Genomic DNA, 19,367 nt, shown 5'->3' with positions numbered 1-19,367 from the left:
TTTGTACAGGGTAAGACCACCAATAAGAGCCACGTCATATACTCACTGTTTGTGGTATCTACATTATGGAGTGGGGAACCAATTTTCATTCCTGGGTTAAGAGCGAAAGATCATGATTGTTTTTTGTACTAGAATCCGAGGAAGATGTTAGAAAGGTCACTCCTGACTTTGCCCAATTAGAACGAATACCGGAAGGATTAGGTGTTTGTGTGACGGCAAAAGGTGACGAATTCGATTTTGTTTCCCGAGGTTTTTTTCCTAAGCTAAAAGTAAATGAAGATCCCGTGACAGGTTCCTTGCATTGTAGTTTAATTCCTTTTTGGTCTCATAGATTAGGAAAAAAGGAAATGGTAGCTAGACAATTATCAAGTAGAGGCGGTACGCTATATTGTAAACATGAGGAGACTCGTGTAATGATGGCTGGAAGAGCTGTTTTATATTCAGTGGCAGAGCTAATGATCGACTAATAAACATTAAAAAGGGGTGAAGGTTTGAAACGTATTCATTATAGTTGGGTGATATTATTTATTGCGTTTTTTTCTATCATAACGGCAGGAATCATACGCTCCTCTTCAGGAGTGTTCATTGTTCCTTTTGAAACGGCCTTCGGTTGGGACCGATCAACCATTTCATTTGCATTTGCCATTAGCCTTCTTCTATACGGCATTTCAGGACCGTTCATGGCTGCTTTGATAGAGGTCCTCGGCTTAAAGAAAATGATGATTTTGGCCATGGCCACCTTGTTAGGGGGGATTCTTCTCACTTTTTTCATGGAGAAACCTTGGCAGTTGGTTTTGATTTGGGGAATCATTATCGGTTTAGGTTCTGGTTTGTTCTTAACCGTTTTAAGTCCATACATTGCTAATCAATGGTTTGAAAAAAAGAGAGGACTTGCGCTCGGTATTTTAACAGCAAGCACAGCGACAGGACAATTAATTCTCCTGCCGTTGTTAGCGGTGATGGTAGAAAGCCATTCCTGGAAATGGGCGATGGGTCTTATTCTTATTCTAATCGTCATTATGCTCGCTATCATTCTATTATTTATGAAAAACTCACCTCAGGAAGTGGGGCTTCTTCCATATGGGCAAGAAGAGGCTTTAGCGAAAAAGAAGATAGAACAAAAGAAAAACCCTATAACAATTGCCTTTCAAACTTTATTTGAAGCGGTAAAAGTAAAGGAATTTTGGTTATTAGCAGGGAGCTTTTTTATCTGTGGTCTGTCCACTAGTGGATTGATTGGAACACATTTTATTTCCTATTGTATAGGCTTTGGTTTTACAGCTGTAACGGCAGCTTCCATGCTTTCGTTAATGGGTGTGTTTGATTTAATAGGAACCACTCTTTCAGGTTGGTTATCGGATCGATTTGATAATCGTTGGCTGTTGTTTTGGTATTACAGTTTAAGAGGAGCTTCACTTATGTTTCTACCGTTTGCTCTTTCGGATGGTTCGTATCTTTTTCTAATTATTTTCTCTGTGTTTTATGGATTAGATTGGATTGCTACTGTACCTCCAACGATTAATATTTCAAGGCAGATCTTTGGAATGGAGAAGAGTGTGGTGGTGTACGGATGGATCTTTGCAGCCCATCAATTAGGCTCAGCCGTAGCAGCAGGTGGAGCAGGATTAATATACAAAGTGTTCAACTCCTATTCATGGGCATTTGCTTTAGCAGGAATGTTTTGTATATTAGCTAGCTTATTCGTTATAGTGATAAAAAAGCAGCGTTTGGTAGTGACTGATGAGGCAGGTAAGGCATGTTAAAAAAGAAGGCGACTGAGTTCTCGGTTGCCTTCTTTATAAACAAGTGATCAAGTTCACTTCATTCTTGTTATGACTAATTATATTTAGTTATAATTAGTTATGTATAAAGTGGAAGGGACAACAATCATGAAAAAATGGAATTTATTTTACATATTTATGCTGTTCATGCTAATGGTGTCTGGATGTTCCACCAATGATCAAGCGAATGAGCTCGAGGAGGAAGTAGAGTTAACCGTTTCCGCAGCGGCAAGCTTACAAGAGGCCTTAAATGAAATTACGGAGAATTTCACCAAGGATCATCCCAATGTAAAAATAAACTATAATTTCGGAGCATCCGGAGCACTTCAACAACAAATCTCGCAAGGGGCACCCGTGGATCTATTCTTCTCAGCAGCAGAGGATAAATTTGATCAGCTAGTGGAAGAAGGGTTGATTGAGAAGGAAAATGGGGTTGATCTTGTGGGAAATGAAATCGTTCTGGTAGTACCAAAAGAAGCTACTCTTGGTATTAAGTCATTTGAAGATTTGACGAAAGCGGAGAGACTTTCAATTGGTACCCCGGAGTCTGTACCAGCAGGAAAGTATGCAAAGGAAACATTAGAGAAATTGAATATATGGACATCTGTAGAAGAGAATATTGTCTTTGCCAAGGATGTGCGTCAAGTGCTTACATATGTAGAGACGAACAATGTTGATGCAGGAATCGTCTATAAAACAGATGCATTGATTTCGGAAAAAGTAGAGATTGTTGCAATAGCAGTTGAAACTTCTCACGCACCAATTATTTATCCTTTGGGGGTCATTAAGAATAGTTCCCATGCAAAAGAGGCTCTAGAATTCTATGAATACCTTCAAAGCCCATCATCAATGGCAACGCTAGAAAAGTATGGATTTAAAGGGTTAAATTAGTATATGGCTACAGATTTTTGGTCACCGGTTAGACTTTCCATTGAGATTGCTACTGTATCCAGTGTAATAGTTGTTATTTTAGGCATCGTGTTTGGAAAAGTGATGGCACGCAAGAGATTCAAAGGGAAGGCGATGGTAGAGACAGTTTTTCTTTTGCCTTTAGTCCTTCCTCCTACGGTTGTCGGTTTTTTACTGATTGTTGGATTTGGAAGAAACAGCATGGTTGGGCAATGGATCGAGTGGATGTTTCACCAGCCTGTCATGTTTACCTGGTGGGCGGCGATTATTGCTGCTACTGTGGTTGCTTTTCCTCTGATGTACCAGTCTGCGAAAACAGGCTTTGAAGCGATTGATGAGGATATTGAGAATGCAGCGCGTGTCGATGGGGCAAATGAATTCAAATTATTTCTCCATGTTTCCACACCACTTGCAATAAAATCCATTTTATCTGGTGCGGTATTAAGTTTTGCCCGCGCATTAGGGGAGTTTGGTGCTACTTTAATGTTTGCTGGAAACATCCCAGGAAAAACCCAAACCATTGCAACGGCTATATATGTAGCGATTGATTCAGGAAATATGGAATTGGCTTGGTTATGGGTGTCGAGTATGATAGGCATATCCTTTTTCATGTTGATATTCGTCAATGTAATGAATCGGAGATAGAGTCATTCTTTTCACTAGAATTAAAGAAAGCACGCAAAACCCCTGTATTCAGGGAGTTTTACGTGCTTCTATTTATATATTAAGCACTATGCTCAGCAAAAGCATTCGTTTTCGTTACTTTAAGATCAAAACGATCAGCATTCATTACCTTCACCCATGCAGCAATAAAGTCATTAACAAATTTTTCTTTGTTATCTTCTTGCGCATACACTTCAGCAATCGCACGTAAAATGGAGTTTGAACCGAATACTAGGTCCACTCTAGTTGCAGTTCTTGCCACTTCACCTGTCTTACGATCACGTCCTTCATATACAATTCCGTCTACAGCTTTCCATTCTACACCCATGTCGAGTAAGTTCACGAAGAAGTCGTTCGTAAGTGTTCCTACACGATCAGTGAATACACCGTGATCCGTACCACCATGGTTCGTACCTAACACACGCATACCACCAATTAGAACCGTCATTTCTGGTGCTGTAAGGCCTAGAAGTTGTGCCTTGTCTACAAGAAGCTCTTCAGAAGTAACACTGTACTCTTTCTTCTGGTAGTTGCGGAAACCATCAGCAACAGGCTCTAGTACGTCAAAGCTTTCTGCATCCGTTTGTTCTTGTGTCGCATCACCACGACCTGGAGCAAACGGAACGGTTACATCAAAACCGGCTTCTTGTGCAGCTTTTTCTACTGCCGCAGAGCCACCTAGTACGATTAAGTCAGCAAGGCTAACTTTCTTCTCTAGATTGCTTTGAACTTCTTCAAGCACAGAAAGAACTCTTTGTAGTTGTTCCGGTTGGTTGACTTCCCAATCCTTTTGTGGAGTAAGACGAATGCGAGCGCCATTTGCGCCACCGCGATTGTCTGAGCCACGGAACGTACTAGCTGAAGCCCAAGCGGTTGTCACTAGCTCGCCAATGGTGAGTCCAGAGTCAAGGATCAATACCTTGATTTTCGCTACTTCTTCTTCCGTTAATTCATAATCAACCGCTGGTACAGGATCTTGCCAGATAAGATCTTCTTCTGGAACTTCTGGACCAAGGTATCTAGATTTAGGACCCATGTCACGGTGTAAAAGTTTGAACCATGCGCGAGCAAATGCATCAGCAAACTCATCAGGATTTGCATGGAAACGACGTGAAATCTTCTCATAAATAGGGTCAAAACGTAAGGCTAAATCTGATGTAAACATTACGGTCGGAACTTTCTTCGATGAATCTGCTGCATCTGGTGCAAGATCTTTTTCAGCAGGATCAACGGCCATCCACTGATATGCTCCAGCAGGGCTCTTCGTTAACCACCATTCATATCCAAACAATAAATCAAAGAAACCATTATCCCACTGCGTTGGATTCGCCGTCCAAGCACCTTCAAGACCACTAGAGATGGTATCTCCACCTTTACCACTACCATGAGTGCTTAACCAACCTAAGCCTTGTGCTTCAATAGGGGCCGCTTCCGGATCTGGACCAACTTGTGCAGCGTCTCCTGCTCCGTGAGCCTTACCGAAAGTATGACCACCAGCGATCAATGCAACAGTTTCTTCATCATTCATGCCCATACGAGCGAATGTTTCACGAATGTCACGAGCACTTGCAATCGGATCTGGCTTGCCATTTGGACCTTCTGGGTTTACATAGATCAGTCCCATTTGAACAGCAGCAAGTGGATTTTCAAGCTCGCGATCGCCTGTGTAACGGTTATCACCTAGCATTTCAGTTTCAGAACCCCAGTAGATGTCTTCTTCTGGATGCCAGATGTCTGCGCGTCCGCCACCAAAACCAAATGGCTTTAAGCCCATTGATTCAAGTGCAACGTTTCCTGTTAGAAGCAATAAGTCAGCCCAAGAAATCTTGTTACCATACTTTTGTTTAATTGGCCATAATAGTCTACGTGCTTTATCAATGTTTACGTTGTCAGCCCAGCTGTTTAGTGGAGCAAAACGCTGATTGCCTGTTCCACCGCCACCACGGCCGTCTCCCGAACGGTATGTACCAGCCGCGTGCCAAGACATACGAATAAACATTGGACCATAATGACCATAGTCAGCAGGCCACCAATCTTGGCTGTCTGTCATTAAGTTGCGAAGATCTTGCTTTAGAGCCTCGTAATCTAATTTTTGAAATTCTTCTGCATAATTAAAGTCTTCTCCTAGTGGATTAGATTTTTTGTCATGCTGACGAAGTATATTTAAGTTTAACTGATTTGGCCAAAAGTCTTTATTTGTTGTACCACTAGATTTAGGAGTAGTCGTGCTGCCATGGTTAAACGGGCATTTGCCGCCGTTTGTAGTGCTAAAACCTTCCATTATATAAATCTCTCCTTTTGTAATGTTTGTATTAGAATAATTACATCTATGAAAATATAATTATTACTTTATAGTTATTATAAAGTAAGATTCATTAAATTGAAAGAAATATCTCTTAAAGAATAAATTTTTTTTGAATTTCTATCATAATTAGCACGATTATCTATTTAATATATATGTATTTTTTCAAGCAAAAGAAGTCTTTTTTTAAAGAAGATTTGAAAGAATAATTGAGAATAACAGTGTATAGGGAGTTTTAGATGAGAATGATATTTGCTGGGAACAGTTGAAAATATAACTTATTAGCACATAGGAATGTCAAACAGAGTCTTCCAAAGAGTACATTTTTGTTAAAATAAGACTATTAGCAAGAATAGATAAGAGGTGGCTGTATTGGATTTGAAAACATTGAATAAGATCAGAAAAGGAATCGCTCAAGGATTAAAATACGAGAGAGAGTTACAAGAAAAAAGGGAGCAGAAGATGTGGAGACATGTTAGTGAACCTTTTCAATTAGAAAGTGTGCTTAACTCTCTTTCAAAAAGTGAATTGGATAGAATCCGTAAGAATCTTGAATTAAAAGGAATCAGTGGCTTGAACAAAGGCGAATTAATAAAGGAACTGGTGATTGCCATTCCATGCCATTTACGTAGAACTCTTTCTAGATTCGACAAGGAAAGGTATGTTCTTTTTAAAAATATAGTGAAACATTCAGGGAAGCTCCCGTTGCCTAGGAATGTGTCTGTGAAAAAAGTGGAGGCTTTGATGGCTTGGGGAGTAATTTTTCCCATTCATTTAGAAGGGGGAAAAGGCTTAACGGTCCCTATTGAAATTATAGAACAATTTCATGCGTTAGAGGGACAGGAATTACAACAAATTATTGACAGAAATACGGAGTGGATTCAACTTACCCACGGGTTACTTTATTACCATGGGCTCATGAACACTTCCCTTCTAGTTGACAGGGTTAGTGATTTAATGAAGCAAGAAATAGATTTCTTCGATTTTTTACATGTATTTAGTAGTGCTAGCGACTATTATAAGCAAACCGCTTATTCAGCGTATGGTCTAGTAGATAAGAGAGTGATGAACCAGAAGGAGATTTTTAATGAAATCGAAAAACGTCCAAGTATAGATTATTACCCTTTTACCAAACAACAACTTGTCAAAGCAGGTAAACCGGGATACGTAGAAAAAACAAGAGAAATGAACAGCTTGATGCATTTTTTACAGCATTATTATGAATTGACTGCTGAGGAAATGGAGAATCTGGCAGAACAGTTAATGATTATGATAGTTAATGATGGTAGTTTGAACCAAGCGGTCAAGTATTTTGAGCAACGGTTCGAATTTCCTGATTTGGAATTTGTTGAGGGTCTTGCTTATTATCTGACAGAATTATTTAATCACTCTAGACGTTGGATCTTGAAAGGTCACACTCCGAGAGAAATCTCTCAAGGAAGCAAATCAAAGCTGGTTCCATCTGCCGTTCTTGCTAATTCTCAACCTTCATCCAATGTGATTGACTTTAACAGTCGGAAGGCAATCGGTCGTAACGATCCATGTCCATGCGGAAGTGGGAAAAAATATAAGAAGTGTTGTGGGAAATCTTAAAGTGAATAGAATAGTAATAGAGTGTGTGGACATGATTAAATTTGGAAACTGAGGGCACTAGGTTTTAATTTAGTGCCCGTGAATACCAGAAATTAGTAGAATGAGGGCACTAAGTTTTAATTTAGTACCTGTGAATACCAGAAAATAGTAGAATGAGGGCGCTAAATCTCAATTTAGCACCCGCAGATACCAAAAATTAGTAGAATGAGGGTGCTAAATCTCAATTTAACACCCGTATATTCCAAAATTCAATAAATCAAGGTCACTAAATCTGGACCGTAACCTTATCCATTAACCACTACACATACCGATCCCGCCCAGATAACATCCCGAATACCGTTAATACAACCGATACGACAATTAACAAAACTAGAGGAACGGTCCATGCATGTGTGAGGTCATATAAATATCCAATAAATAGAGGACCAATGGCTGCAAGAACATATCCTGTTGATTGTGCCATCCCCGATAAAGCTGCCGTCTGTTGGCCAGTTTGCGTACGAAGGCCAATATAAGTAAGAGCTAAAGGAAAGCTTCCGCCTAACGCTATCCCAATAAAGATGATACTTACGATGAGTACGGGATAAGTTGAACCGAACAATAATCCGCTATACCCTAGAACAGCAAACAACCCTAGGAAAAAAGAGATCCACACTTGTGACTGAAATCGACCCGCAAGAACAGGAATCACAAAGCTAGCCGGCAATCCTACGAGCTGGGTAAAGGAGAGGAGCCAACCGGCCATTTCCAAATTGATCCCATGACTATGTAAGATTTCCGTTAACCACGAAATCGTGACATAAAAGGAGAATGACTGAAACCCCATGAATATCGCGATTTGCCAAGCGAGCGATGAACGCCACATCTGCTTGGAAGACGTTCTTTGCTTTTGTTGATTTCCACTTTTCCCCTCATCTCTATATTTAAATAGGAAACCCCACAAGATAAGAGCAATAATCACTGGTAGCCCCCAGACGATTTGGGCTCCTTGCCAACCAAGATCCCAATCAACGGCTAAAGGCACGCTAATTCCTGAGGCTAAAGAGGCGACCAACCCCATGGATGTAGAGTAAACACTGGTCATCAGACCAAACTTTTTGGGAAAACGTTCCTTAACGACAGCTGGCAAAAGGACATTTCCAATCGCAATGCCCAAACCGACCAAGAGAGTGCCAGTAAAAAGTAAAACAGGAATGGCAATCGAGCGAATGGTGATGCCGATCAAAAGAGAGGTTAACCCAATCAATAAGGTACGCTCATTTGTCAGCCGAGCCGCTATTTTAGGAATAAGAGGAGACATGACGGCAAATACGAGTAAGGGCAAGCTCATCAATAGCCCTGCACTCCAGTGTGCCAATCCCACATCTTCTTGAATCATTCCGACCAACGGGCCTAGAGAGGTAATGGCTGGGCGTAAGTTAAAGGAAATAAGAACAATACCAGCAATCAGCAAATATAAATAATTTGAATGTGTAAGTGCCTTGGTTTTTAGTAATTCCATCAAGTGATCCTCCATTAAGACAAACTTTCTCCAGTATAGCATAAATGAATTTTGTAGGGGGAAAAACAAGTGCCAGGCACATGATCTTATCTTGCCCCTATAAAAATAACTTTTTAAAAGGGTTTCGACTGTTATAGTTAACCCATATAAATAAGAATAAAAAGTTAACAGGAGTTTAAACAGTGGATAAACAAACTAGCAGTTTTAGATGGGTGGTATTTGCTTCTGTACTGTTTACTTATTTATTAATGGCGAGCCAGCGAACGGCCCCGGGCTTGATCACAGACCAAGTGATGAGGGACTTTCAGGTAACAGCCTCAACGATTGGGTTACTGACAAGTATACAATTTTTTGTCTACACGGGCTTGCAAATTCCGATGGGCATATTGGCAGACCGATATGGTCCGAATTTTTTCTAATTGTCGGTGCGTTACTTACGGGAGTAGGAACGATGATTTATAGTCTGGGCACGCATGAATTTGTCCTGTTTTTTGCAAGAATATTAACAGGGACGGGGGATGCAACCATCTGGGTCAATATGGTGTTAATTCTAGGACAATGGTTTAATCGAAAGGAATTTGTTCGTTTAATTGGTCTTGCGGGTATGACAGGAAGCCTGGGTTTCCTTTTGGCAACCGTCCCATTCTCTGCTTGGATTAGCGTTCTTGGCTGGAGGCCCGCCTTTTTTTCAGCAGGATTGCTCTTATGTCTGTGTGGTTTTCTCCTTTATCTAGTTCTTTTAAAAAAACCAAAGCAACTGTCTTTGACAGATACAGTATACGTAAAAAATGAGACATCACGAGGGAAAATACGAACTTTATTACAGAGAATTTTTTCGAATCGACAGGTATGGGCTTTATTTTGTTGTCATTTTGGGGTTGTCGGTGGGTATGTGGGGTTTATCGGATCCTGGGCGGTACCGTATGGGATGACGGTGTATGAGATGACAAGATCTGAAGCGAGTCAGTTTATCATGATAGGTTTGATTGGGGCATTGATAGGAGCGCCTCTAGCTAGCTGGATTTCAAGTCGATTAGGGACCATTAAACGGCCGTATGTGATCATTCATATCCTTACTTTATTAGGGTGGATTTGCTTTCTTTTTTTTCATGGGAATCCGCCTGTTATCATGCTTTACTTGCTGTTCTTTATGATTGGCTTTGGATTTGGGGCAAGTGCCTTGACCTTTGCACTTGTTCGTCAGACGTTTCCAATAAACGAATCAGGCCTTGTTTCTGGCATTGCGAATACAGGGGGATTTTTGAGTGCCGTCCTGCTGCCAAGCATATTTGGAATGGTGTTGGATCATTTTCCATCTGGAGTAGGTAATGTGGGGGATGGATACTATTACGGTTTCATCACGCCTGTTCTTTTTTCTATCATTGGGTTGATGGGAATCATTTTTATCAAGGAAAAACGACTAGTAAGAGAAATAGAATAAAATTGTAAAAAAAGAGCCTTTCCAAGTGGAGAGGCTCTCTTGTTGCTTGAATCATTAAGGTACTAATTCTTCAGGGGTTCCACTTTGAATGGCGATTTCCCCTCCAACCGCTTCAACTGCTGCACCGATCGATTGGAGCCAGTCGCCTGTTGTTGCCATTCTTTGCCCTCTTAGTAACGATAAATCGTCTGTAAATAACAATTGTAAAGTAACTCCAACGGCCTCTGCAAACTGGCCGATCACTTGAATCCAAACGCCTTTAAGGATTTCTTGTGAACCGGGTTCTTGTTCCTCGAGAAAAGATAATTTGGTTAAAGCAATAGCCTCTGAAATTAGTCCAAAAGCTTGTATCCAAACATTGACGGCAATTTGTTGTTTCAGTTTTAAGACTTCTACATTCTTTTCCTCTTCTTTATTAGAGGGGTGGGTGTTGTTATGTGACTTCTCATTTTTCATAAGCGCACTCACTCCTTATTGTTCCCTTCCTTATATATATTCCTTCGTGATGATTTCTGTCATCGAAAGTGGTTAAAAGCCTTTTAACGATAGGCTTTCACCGTATTGTTGAACCAACCCTCTACCTCTTTCATAAGCTATAATAGTCCAACCTATAGGAGGGGAGAAAATGTATGTAAATAAGGAAATCGTGGCAAATTCCTCGAGTAACGAAAAGGGGATAAAGATAGGTCCAGATGCTATTAGGTTTAAATATGTAGATGATGAAATCGTTAAGCATTCACCATTATTTGTTGAAGGAATCATATTTGCTATTGGATTAGATTTTGTTGAAGTTCTTCAGAAGGATCATAAGATTGTCACAGTATTAACAGACAGAATTACACATGTTAAATGGCCAGACAAAGAAGTAAGAGAAGCTGTGTCACACTGTAAACACGATGGAAACTGTAGATGCGTTGAATTGCACCGTTTTGTGGAAGAGGAAAAAAGGGGTGACAAAATGAGCAGAAATTTGAAGCGCAGTAAAAAAGGGAGAAAAACAGTAAAGGGAGATCCGCATCACTGCCCACATTGTGGAACCTACCATTCTAGATTGAATCCATGCCGTTGTAAAAAGAAGCGTCCAAATCACGGCAGACCATGCGGTTGCAAACAGAACCACAGACACCACGATCATAGACCATGCGGTTGCAACAAGCATCACGACCACCACGAACACAGACCATGCCGTTGCCACGAGCATCACGACCACAGACCATGTCGTTGTCATGAGCATCACGGCCACCACCATCACTGTAATTGTTGTCAGGACGAGCATCACAAAAGACATATGCATCATCATGACTGTTGTCATAAAAATTTGGTGTGTTTTTGTGACTTTGCCATCCCGTTTTGCGATGATCGCTTCGCATTACGACTAGCAGGGTTAACCGATGATTTGAATTTTAGATTTTTACAAAATAGAGGTCGTCATGTTGAGATGATTGTCGAGTAAAGAATAAAGCCCGTGGTCATTCCCAGAGGATTCTGTTTGAAGTGCTTTTTAAAAAAGTAAACTCGCTCACATGGGCGAGTTTCTTTATAAGGATTCGATCTTTGAATTAAATTGGCCCTTAATCTAGTAACCAGCAAATAGGCGGAGTTTTTCAGGTTAGATGCAGAGTAAAGGCTCGTTTGGGGGTGAATAAGGGGAGATTTTCCACTAGCATTGCATATGTATCCACAGGCAAAAAAATATATTTAAATAGCCCCTTTCTAATTGATAGGGGGCTATTTTTATGGACGAAAGCAAAAAAATCTCCTAAAGTAGAAGCTGAACCCACGTTATCCGTGACTGCGACTAAAGGAGACTTTCATGGATAACATCATATCAAATCAAACTGTATTTAGTAAATGCCTTTCTTTCTTACCATTTGAAAAATTTAAGGGTTCGTCCTTAGACAACGGAGTAAAAAAACTGACCACCGCTAATTTAATGAGGATTTGCGTCGCTATGCAACTAGGAAATTGGAAATCCTACGAGGAAACAGAAGAACGTATTCGTGCCATGGATGGTACAGAAGAACTGTTTGGCCTCACTACTATAAGTGCATCTCAACTAAGTCGTCGAGTCAATGCCTTACCTTCGGTCCTGCCACGGCAGTTATTTCTTGATGCTGTTACCCAGTTGAATAAATTGACGAGTAACAGAAAAGGGATCCCTTCTTTGGGTCGTCTGCATCTCGTAGATTCCTCTTCTCTGCTTCTTGGACCTACACTAGGAAAATGGACGTATTTAACAAAGCATAGTAATTGCGTGAAGCTACATACTCGGATTGTGATAACCGATCCCGGCACAGCTTATCCCGACATGGTCATTCCTTCTACAGGTAATGTGGATGATCGTGAAGTCATGCTTAAACTCGTGATAGACTCTCATGCGACCCATGTGATGGACCGTGGCTATGTGGATTACAAAAAAATGGACCATTGGGTGGAAAACCGGATTCCATTCGCCATGCGTATCCAAGCTGGGCATAAGGCGAACATGATAAAATCCTATGAAGTTCCCGATGGCAGTAGGGTTAAGCTAGACGCCTTAGTCGTCATGGGGAGTAGTTTTAGATCCATGGAACAGCCCCTTCGTCTTGTGGAATTCATGGATGAAGAAGGGAAAGAGTACCGTGTAGTAACCAATCGTTGGGATTTGAAAGCTGAAGAAGTAACTGAATTGTACCGGCACCGTTGGATGATTGAACTGTTTTTTAAGTGGATGAAACAACATCTACGCCTAGTTAAACTACAAAGTACCCAACCTCAAGGAATCTGGAATCAGATTTTCTTTGCTATGGCGGCGTACTGTGTCACTTTATATGTTAGGTTAGTTGAGGATAATAAGAAAACAACCTGGAAAGTGCTCACCCTTCTTCGCATCCATGCCGAAAGGACATGGGAAAGTTTTCTCAATGAGTTACACCGGTTACCACAAAGAACATCTAAAGGAAGACAAAAGAGCCATCACCCGCCAAATGAAATTGAACTTCATGATGCAGGTGTGGCAATTGTAAAACAGGTGGGGGTAAGTACTAGTTCAATGGCAAAATATAAAAAACAAAGAAAATAACATCCATTTTTTGGATAACTGGGTTCAAATATAACCCCCTTAACTTTTTGGCTCAAAGTCGAAAAATAAATCTGTAAAAATTATACATAAAATCCATAAAAAGTAAATCCATTGTATCCTTGTGGATATTTTTGCAATGGTAATGGAGATTTTCCGTTTATGCAAAGCAAATCTCCCCATTTTCACGTTTTTTGAATCAATAGGCGGAATCTCTCCGTCTGTTTAAGCATTTTTTATAATAATCACTAAATAAGCGAAATTTTTCCGTCTATCTATCTGCTTGGGTGCTTAATCTGATTACTCAACCGATAAGTGCGCATCCTCTTGATCCTAGATGCGGGAAACAACAGCTTTTTATCGACCAGCTTATGAAGATCAAAAAAATGGGTACTCAAAACGGCACTGCAAATGACAGACCCATAATAATGGTGTTCATAACGATGTCAAACAACATGATTTGTAGAAATGGAACCCTTAATGTTTATCCGTACTAGCTTTTATATTACACTAAAGACAACACAAATCACGTTCATGAGGTGTAATATGGGAAATGATCTTCTTGAAACCTTGATGGAAATGACTGAAGAAGAACAGATGATTCTCGAGCAAAGTAGTGAAATCAAAAAGGACCTTTATACGAATCAAACGTCTTTTATTATTGAAAGTGAAAAGTTCTTGAATCCAAACGAGATGATTATGCTGAGAAAGCATACCCGATTTATTGATTTTCCCAAGCATCGCCACAATTATATCGAAATTAATTACGTGTTCCATGGGGAGTTAAAGCAGAAGGTTGGAACGGAGAATGTCCACTTAAAGCAGGGTGAACTTTTATTCTTGAACCAGCATATTGAACACGAAATTGAAGCTTGTGCAAAAGAGGATATTATCATTAATTTTATTATTCAGCCAAAATTCTTTGATTTCATTTTTTCCTATTTATCCTCCACCAATTTAATGAATAACTTCATTATAAACAGTCTCTATAATCACACGCAGAATGGACAATACTTATACTTTGCTGTTACGCATGTGGAGGCCATTCAAGAGTTAATTAAGAAGATGATCGATGAAATCATGGAACCATCGTTATTTTCAGAGGCGACCTTAAAGCTTTATATGGGGCTTTTGATGATAGAGCTATTAAAGCACTCAGATAAACTAAAGCAAAATGAACTAAGCACCGAACATCATTATGTCCTTGTAGAGACGATGAAGTATATTGATGAACATTACCAAAATGCTTCTCTCTATGAGTTAGCCGAGCAATTGAACCAGCCACACTACGCTGTCAGTAAGCAAATCAAGCAGGCGACAAAGTATACGTTTAAAGAGCTTCTACAAGAAAAAAGACTTACGAAAGCAAAAGAGTTTCTAGAAAGAACCGAAATGCCCATTACAAAAATCATTGATGAAGTAGGCTACGATAATATGAGCTACTTCTACCGGATTTTTAAAAGCAAATATGGAAAAACACCCAAGGACTATCGAGTGGAGCTGAAAGGCAGATGAACTTTTTATCTGCTTCTTTTTATTGGGTTTTTAGTTTGATTTTGGGAAAAAGGGGTGAACAGAGTGCAGAAGGATTTTTAGAGTAGAAAAGCTGGTTAGAAAATAAAAAACAGCTATAATTCATAGCTGCTTTTAAGAAATACTAAGTTCAACATCTATCATATATGCCTGAATGATCTACTCTTAGGGGTAGCGTCAGGAAAATGCGGATTTACAACGTTAAGGATATCAAAATATAAAAAGTCTAATTTCTCGGTGTTATAAGTGAAAAATTAGGCTTTAGTTACTTCATTAAAGCGCCTGATTGTTGAAGACTAAAGTTTATATTCATCAAGAAAATTGATGTGCTCTTATCCTAACAAATTTTATTTAGGACTTACATGTATGCCTTCACTCTCTCGCCAATCTGCATAGAGTATACGCTTTACATTATTATATCCATTAGTAGTTAATTGGTTATCTAACCACTGTTGATCAAATCCGAGTTCATGTAAATTATCCCATAAAATTTCCCCATCTATTTTTAACGATGTTGGGACGTCTACTGGACTTTCTGGAAGATTGAGATCTTGCTTGTCTGGTTTTTGATACTTGGAATTTAATAATAGTGTTGTGTAAATAACTATTTATAAAGAGTAAAAAATGAACAAACGCCAACACCTTGAACATAGGGTTTGGCGTTTTCTCTATACGAATTACAAATAGGCAATTGACCCCTCTCTATTTGGGATGGCTAGACTTCCATTTTATAGTCTAATAAAATTTTCCTTAAATCCTGTCTCGGTATTTCCAAATTAATTGTCACCCGTATAAGTTCGTCCTCTTTATCACTTTCCCGATCCGACAATTCGATTTCGCGATCAGATTGAGTGGACAACTCCACACCTTCCCTCACATCGGAATTAACGTCTTCTTTACCACTTATTGATTCTCCATACAACATTTCCCACTGTTCATATAAGTTTTTTGCTGTGTGATATTCATCAAGATCAGCTTCTGTATCTATCTGTAATTTTTCTTTCAACCCACGACATGACTCTTCCCATTCCTCTAAGGTCTTCAAATCAAATAATTTTGAAAACCTTGGTTTCATTCTTTCCCAATGCAAATAAATGTTATCACACCATTTCAGCAACTCTTCACGATATTGTATTTCTTCTACTTCTTCCACTCCTCTTCATCTCCCGACCATAATTTTCATCCATAATATTCAAAAAACAATCGACATGTTTAAAAGTACAAATAGGTAAATTTCGTTAATGCTTCTGGTTATGAAAAGGTAAGTGGCCTCCGGTAATTGATAATAGACTTATCAAAAGTAAATTATTCAAAATGACACAAACCTTTTATTAAAACATCCTTGTTAGTGATTTTTACCTATTTGATAATAACAATTTCATCATATGCTCCGCGATTGTCCAATGACTAGACAGTTGCCTAATTGTTATTAATTGGAATTACTTGGTCAATAATCATTGCTTTTAAAATTCCAAGTGCAAAGGCTTGTAGTTATTCCACCAGATGAAATAGTTATAGCCGAAAGAAAGAAAGTTTCTGTTGAAACGAATAAACCCCCAAGACAAATAACAAAAACATCCATAATGAGAATGATGATCCCAACATTAATTTTAATGAATTCAGAAAAGTACTGGGCTAATAAATCTGTTCCACCTGTGCTTGTCTCGAAGCGAAGCATAAGACCAATGCCAAAACCAATGAATACACCACCTGTAAATGAACTAAGAATTGGTGAAAATTTTATAGGAACTTGATTAACGTTATGAAAAAGGTCAATAAAAAATGATGATAAAAGCATACCGTGCAAACTATTAAAAAAATATGAACGATACTTAAACCAAGCTAGAGCAAAAATGGGGATGCTCAATACCATTATCGTGAACCCGGCGTTTGTATTTAATAAATAACTAATAATTAAACCTAGGCCAATAATTCCGCCATCTAAAACTTTGTTTGGTATTAAAAAAGTATTTATTCCCAACGCTATTGACATGCTGCCTACAAGAATAGCAACTGCTTTCATAAAATATGGCATTTATTAAGAACTCTCCTGTCTAAATGGACGTGTTCTATGTATATGCCAAAAACGTTAGCATTATAGACAACTTTTACTTCACTGAATATAACTTCTGAAGTGCAAGTAGACGCAACATAAGCGCAAAAAAACGATAACTAATAACCCTAGCCCTTGTAGGTCAAGTAACCCTGTTTAAAGGAAAATGTCTATTAATGATACAAAAAAACTACCCGAGGTGAGGCAGTTTTTGCAGATAGACATTAAATTTATTCAATTATAATATATGATATAGGTGCATTCCCAGTTTACTCCCTTTATTTTACACTAGGCGATAACATAAATACGATTTTGATACTTCTGCTCTTTCCCTACTAACGAATAGGTATCACGACTTCCTTCTAGAGTATTTACATCATTTGTAGCAGAATATTTAGTTGAAAAAATTTCCTAGCGTTTTTAAATTTAACGGCTGAAGAAAAACTTTCTATATATACATATACCCGAATCAATTTTAAAAAAATATTTTTCCAAAGATTTTATTTTCAAGATTCGACTTAATGATATTATATAAAAAAATGGTACTACTTTTTTGTTATGTGTCTTAAGATCATCCAAGATAGCGAAATAAACCATTATCCTTTTAAAATAGGCATCACTTTATCAATAGCTTCTTGTAGTTTTTCACTATTTTTACTATACATTTGCTTAGCTTCTTTTGATTCGGTTCCAAGAGCAAACAACTCTAAGTCAGCTTGACATTTTTTTAGAGTTGAAAGAATTAAAGGTCTTTCTTGAGGGGATGCAACTTGCAACTTATCATCAAAAAGGTCAACCGTTAACTCTCCAAAAGAATTAATTTGTCCAAGAAATACATTTTCAACCGTAACCCCTAGTTTATCTAACTCTGTATGTAACCATGCACGACTTCGTCCAATTGTAGCTAGTGGTTCATCCATTATGACCCCATCCATAATGACAGTTTGAGGCTCTTTGATAGAAGGAACGGATAAGTTTAAATCCTTTGCTGTTAAAGGTTGATTTTCTTTCTTTAGCATCACAGATAAATCACCTGTTGCCTCTAAAACAGCAAATTCTACATCAGAGACTTGAAAGACATCCTTCCTGCGAAGGAGATCTAACAGTTCATCTGTCGTAAATCTTTCCTTTTTTAAATTATCTTCCATAATCTTCCCATCTTTGATAAATACAGTTGCTTTTCCGTCTACAAAATTGCGAAAACGTTTACTTTTTAATGAAATTAAACCACCGAAAAAGGGAATAGCCGCAAAAATGACAATTCCAATAATTCCGTGAAAAATGTTCCGTTCAAGTCCAATAGCCACTTCTGCACCAATATTCCCAATAGAAATACCGGTGACATATTCAAAGAAAGTTAGTTCGGAAATTTGCTTTTTCCCTAACCATTTTGTAATGAAAAATAAAACAGTAACAAAAAATGCTGAGCGTACAGCTATATCTAACCATTCAGGCACTGCTTACACCTCCTGTAAATATAGTTTTTCTAGAAACCTTTGTACTGAAGTTCCTCTCCTTCTAGTTCTCCTACTCTTTTTTTTAAATCTTTTGTTACTTCGTGTACGACCATCATAGCCTCATGCAAAGTTCGCTTCGATTCATCATCAAGAGTCCGTAATGCTAAACTTGAGAGACTTACTTCTACCCCTTTTAGACTGGCAAAACACTGTTTAACATCTGATCCTACTGTCATCCTAATTCTCCTTATCCTTTTGGCTTAAAAATTAAAGCTCCTATCATGCCGAAAACAATGGCAGCTGAAATACCAGAACTAGTTACTTCAAACATTCCTGTCACTACACCAACTAACCCATGTTTTTCAGCTTCCTGCATCGCACCATGAACAAGCGAATTCCCAAAACTTGTAATCGGAACGGTAGCCCCTGCCCCAGCAAAATCAATTAAAGGCTCGTATAGTCCAAATCCATCTAAAAGCGCCCCAATCACTACAAGAGCACTTAAGGTATGACCTGGTGTCAATTTAAATACATCAAACATAATTTGCCCAATGATACAAATTAAACCGCCTACGACAAAAGCCCAAAAATAGATCATGTTAATTGTTCACCTCCGTATTCAATTGACACTGCATGGGCGATACAAGGAATTGTTTCATTTTGCTGAAAGGACAATGGTGAAAGCAAAGCACCTGTAGCCACAACTAACATGCGTTTAAATTCACCATTTTTCATGCGGTTTAATAAATGCCCATAAACTACCGTTGCTGAACAGCCTGCACCGCTTGCTCCTGCTAAAACAGGTTGTCCCTCCCGATAAATCATAAGACCACAATCTTGGTATTTTTCTTCACTAATAGGGATTCCGTGCTTTTTAAATAGATCCATGGAAACTTCCTGTCCAATCTGGCCCAGGTCCCCGGTTACAATTAAATCGTAATAAGATGGCTCAATATTTCGTTCCTTTAAATGGGCTTCAATGGTATCAACCGCAGCTGGCGCCATTGCTCCTCCCATATTAAATGGATCTGTTAAGCCCATATCAATCACACGTCCAATTGTGGCAGAAGTGACAC

17 protein-coding genes and 2 pseudogenes are annotated in these 19,367 nt (G+C 38.9%); 9 read left to right on the top strand and 10 right to left on the bottom strand.

Annotated features, from left to right (window positions below; genetic code table 11):
• Window positions 1-116 precede the first annotated feature (116 nt).
• From ACFFHF_RS06575 to modB, 4 genes and pseudogenes are all read left to right on the top strand, one after another.
• Window positions 117-467, top strand: a pseudogene (locus ACFFHF_RS06575) (PhzF family protein); the annotation flags it as partial.
• A gap of 24 nt (window positions 468-491) precedes the next feature.
• Window positions 492-1,763 carry an MFS transporter gene (locus ACFFHF_RS06570; protein WP_377057755.1) on the top strand — a complete coding sequence of 424 codons (1,272 nt, stop codon included), beginning with the start codon at window positions 492-494 and terminating at the stop codon, window positions 1,761-1,763.
• A 123-nt stretch (window positions 1,764-1,886) separates the two neighbouring features.
• On the top strand, window positions 1,887-2,672 hold the full coding sequence (gene modA / locus ACFFHF_RS06565; RefSeq protein ID WP_377057757.1) for a molybdate ABC transporter substrate-binding protein: 786 nt from the start codon (window positions 1,887-1,889) through the stop codon (window positions 2,670-2,672).
• A 3-nt stretch (window positions 2,673-2,675) separates the two neighbouring features.
• On the top strand, window positions 2,676-3,335 hold the full coding sequence (gene modB, locus ACFFHF_RS06560) for a molybdate ABC transporter permease subunit (protein ID WP_340902237.1): 660 nt from the start codon (window positions 2,676-2,678) through the stop codon (window positions 3,333-3,335).
• 79 nt (window positions 3,336-3,414) lie between these two features.
• Here the strand turns inward: modB and katG are convergent, their stop codons facing one another.
• Window positions 3,415-5,634 (bottom strand): catalase/peroxidase HPI, encoded by a 2,220-nt coding sequence (gene katG / locus ACFFHF_RS06555; RefSeq protein WP_160549681.1) that lies wholly within the window; start codon window positions 5,632-5,634, stop codon window positions 3,415-3,417.
• A 393-nt stretch (window positions 5,635-6,027) separates the two neighbouring features.
• Between katG and ACFFHF_RS06550 the strand changes: the two genes are divergently transcribed.
• Entirely contained in the window at window positions 6,028-7,248 is a 1,221-nt protein-coding gene (locus tag ACFFHF_RS06550) for a YecA/YgfB family protein (protein ID WP_377057754.1), read from the top strand.
• Between the two features lie 298 nt (window positions 7,249-7,546).
• Here the strand turns inward: ACFFHF_RS06550 and ACFFHF_RS06545 are convergent, their stop codons facing one another.
• Entirely contained in the window at window positions 7,547-8,749 is a 1,203-nt protein-coding gene (locus ACFFHF_RS06545; RefSeq protein WP_377057753.1) for a CynX/NimT family MFS transporter, read from the bottom strand.
• Window positions 8,750-8,931: 182 nt separating this feature from the next.
• Here ACFFHF_RS06545 and ACFFHF_RS06540 point away from each other — a divergent pair.
• A pseudogene (locus ACFFHF_RS06540) lies at window positions 8,932-10,190 on the top strand (MFS transporter).
• A gap of 54 nt (window positions 10,191-10,244) precedes the next feature.
• Here ACFFHF_RS06540 and ACFFHF_RS06535 read toward each other — a convergent pair.
• Window positions 10,245-10,646 (bottom strand): DUF6944 family repetitive protein, encoded by a 402-nt coding sequence (locus tag ACFFHF_RS06535; RefSeq protein WP_160549684.1) that lies wholly within the window; start codon window positions 10,644-10,646, stop codon window positions 10,245-10,247.
• Window positions 10,647-10,815: 169 nt separating this feature from the next.
• Between ACFFHF_RS06535 and ACFFHF_RS06530 the strand changes: the two genes are divergently transcribed.
• The 3 genes from ACFFHF_RS06530 to ACFFHF_RS06520 all read left to right on the top strand — a co-directional run bounded on the left by ACFFHF_RS06530 (window position 10,816) and on the right by ACFFHF_RS06520 (window position 14,763).
• The gene (locus tag ACFFHF_RS06530) at window positions 10,816-11,643 is read left to right on the top strand and encodes a hypothetical protein (protein ID WP_377057752.1); all 828 of its coding nucleotides are present in this window, start codon (window positions 10,816-10,818) and stop codon (window positions 11,641-11,643) included.
• Between the two features lie 360 nt (window positions 11,644-12,003).
• Window positions 12,004-13,251, top strand: coding sequence for an IS4 family transposase (locus ACFFHF_RS06525; protein ID WP_377057750.1), 1,248 nt, complete (start codon window positions 12,004-12,006; stop codon window positions 13,249-13,251).
• Between the two features lie 543 nt (window positions 13,252-13,794).
• Window positions 13,795-14,763: an AraC family transcriptional regulator gene (locus tag ACFFHF_RS06520; RefSeq protein WP_377057749.1), complete on the top strand. Its 969-nt coding sequence runs from the start codon at window positions 13,795-13,797 to the stop codon at window positions 14,761-14,763.
• A 365-nt stretch (window positions 14,764-15,128) separates the two neighbouring features.
• On the opposite strand, the gene ACFFHF_RS06515 is transcribed toward ACFFHF_RS06520, so the two are convergent.
• The 7 genes from ACFFHF_RS06515 to ACFFHF_RS06485 all read right to left on the bottom strand — a co-directional run.
• On the bottom strand, window positions 15,129-15,383 hold the full coding sequence (locus ACFFHF_RS06515) for a YetF domain-containing protein (RefSeq protein ID WP_328823064.1): 255 nt from the start codon (window positions 15,381-15,383) through the stop codon (window positions 15,129-15,131).
• A 113-nt stretch (window positions 15,384-15,496) separates the two neighbouring features.
• Window positions 15,497-15,934: a hypothetical protein gene (locus ACFFHF_RS06510; RefSeq protein ID WP_160549868.1), complete on the bottom strand. Its 438-nt coding sequence runs from the start codon at window positions 15,932-15,934 to the stop codon at window positions 15,497-15,499.
• Window positions 15,935-16,228: 294 nt separating this feature from the next.
• Window positions 16,229-16,816, bottom strand: a complete 588-nt coding sequence (locus ACFFHF_RS06505) for a YitT family protein (protein WP_116354726.1) — start codon at window positions 16,814-16,816, stop codon at window positions 16,229-16,231.
• A gap of 614 nt (window positions 16,817-17,430) precedes the next feature.
• A complete protein-coding gene (locus ACFFHF_RS06500) occupies window positions 17,431-18,291 on the bottom strand; it encodes a DUF421 domain-containing protein (protein WP_340902251.1) in 861 nt (286 codons plus the stop codon).
• A gap of 29 nt (window positions 18,292-18,320) precedes the next feature.
• Window positions 18,321-18,527, bottom strand: coding sequence for a DUF1657 domain-containing protein (locus ACFFHF_RS06495; RefSeq protein WP_377057747.1), 207 nt, complete (start codon window positions 18,525-18,527; stop codon window positions 18,321-18,323).
• A gap of 11 nt (window positions 18,528-18,538) precedes the next feature.
• Entirely contained in the window at window positions 18,539-18,889 is a 351-nt protein-coding gene (gene spoVAE, locus ACFFHF_RS06490; protein ID WP_340902254.1) for a stage V sporulation protein AE, read from the bottom strand.
• Window positions 18,886-19,367: beta-ketoacyl-[acyl-carrier-protein] synthase family protein (locus ACFFHF_RS06485; RefSeq protein ID WP_512700631.1), on the bottom strand; the 482-nt coding region annotated here is incomplete at its 5' end. The genes spoVAE and ACFFHF_RS06485, both read right to left, overlap by 4 nt.

Origin of the sequence: Robertmurraya beringensis, assembly GCF_042433785.1 — a bacterium.
Taxonomy (GTDB): Bacteria; Bacillota; Bacilli; order Bacillales; family Cytobacillaceae; genus Robertmurraya_A; species Robertmurraya_A beringensis.
The sequence above is the reverse complement of the archived record's forward strand: the minus strand, read 5'-3'. Positions and strand labels throughout refer to the sequence as shown.

Coding starts and splice junctions, on each gene's coding strand:
- modB (WP_340902237.1), top strand. CDS start 2,676: ATGGCTACAGATTTTTGGTCACCGGTTAGACTTTCCATTGAGATTGCT.
- katG (WP_160549681.1), bottom strand. CDS start 5,634: ATGGAAGGTTTTAGCACTACAAACGGCGGCAAATGCCCGTTTAACCAT.
- ACFFHF_RS06545 (WP_377057753.1), bottom strand. CDS start 8,749: ATGGAATTACTAAAAACCAAGGCACTTACACATTCAAATTATTTATAT.
- ACFFHF_RS06535 (WP_160549684.1), bottom strand. CDS start 10,646: ATGAAAAATGAGAAGTCACATAACAACACCCACCCCTCTAATAAAGAA.
- ACFFHF_RS06530 (WP_377057752.1), top strand. CDS start 10,816: ATGTATGTAAATAAGGAAATCGTGGCAAATTCCTCGAGTAACGAAAAG.
- ACFFHF_RS06525 (WP_377057750.1), top strand. CDS start 12,004: ATGGATAACATCATATCAAATCAAACTGTATTTAGTAAATGCCTTTCT.
- ACFFHF_RS06520 (WP_377057749.1), top strand. CDS start 13,795: ATGGGAAATGATCTTCTTGAAACCTTGATGGAAATGACTGAAGAAGAA.
- ACFFHF_RS06505 (WP_116354726.1), bottom strand. CDS start 16,816: ATGCCATATTTTATGAAAGCAGTTGCTATTCTTGTAGGCAGCATGTCA.
- ACFFHF_RS06495 (WP_377057747.1), bottom strand. CDS start 18,527: ATGACAGTAGGATCAGATGTTAAACAGTGTTTTGCCAGTCTAAAAGGG.
- spoVAE (WP_340902254.1), bottom strand. CDS start 18,889: ATGATCTATTTTTGGGCTTTTGTCGTAGGCGGTTTAATTTGTATCATT.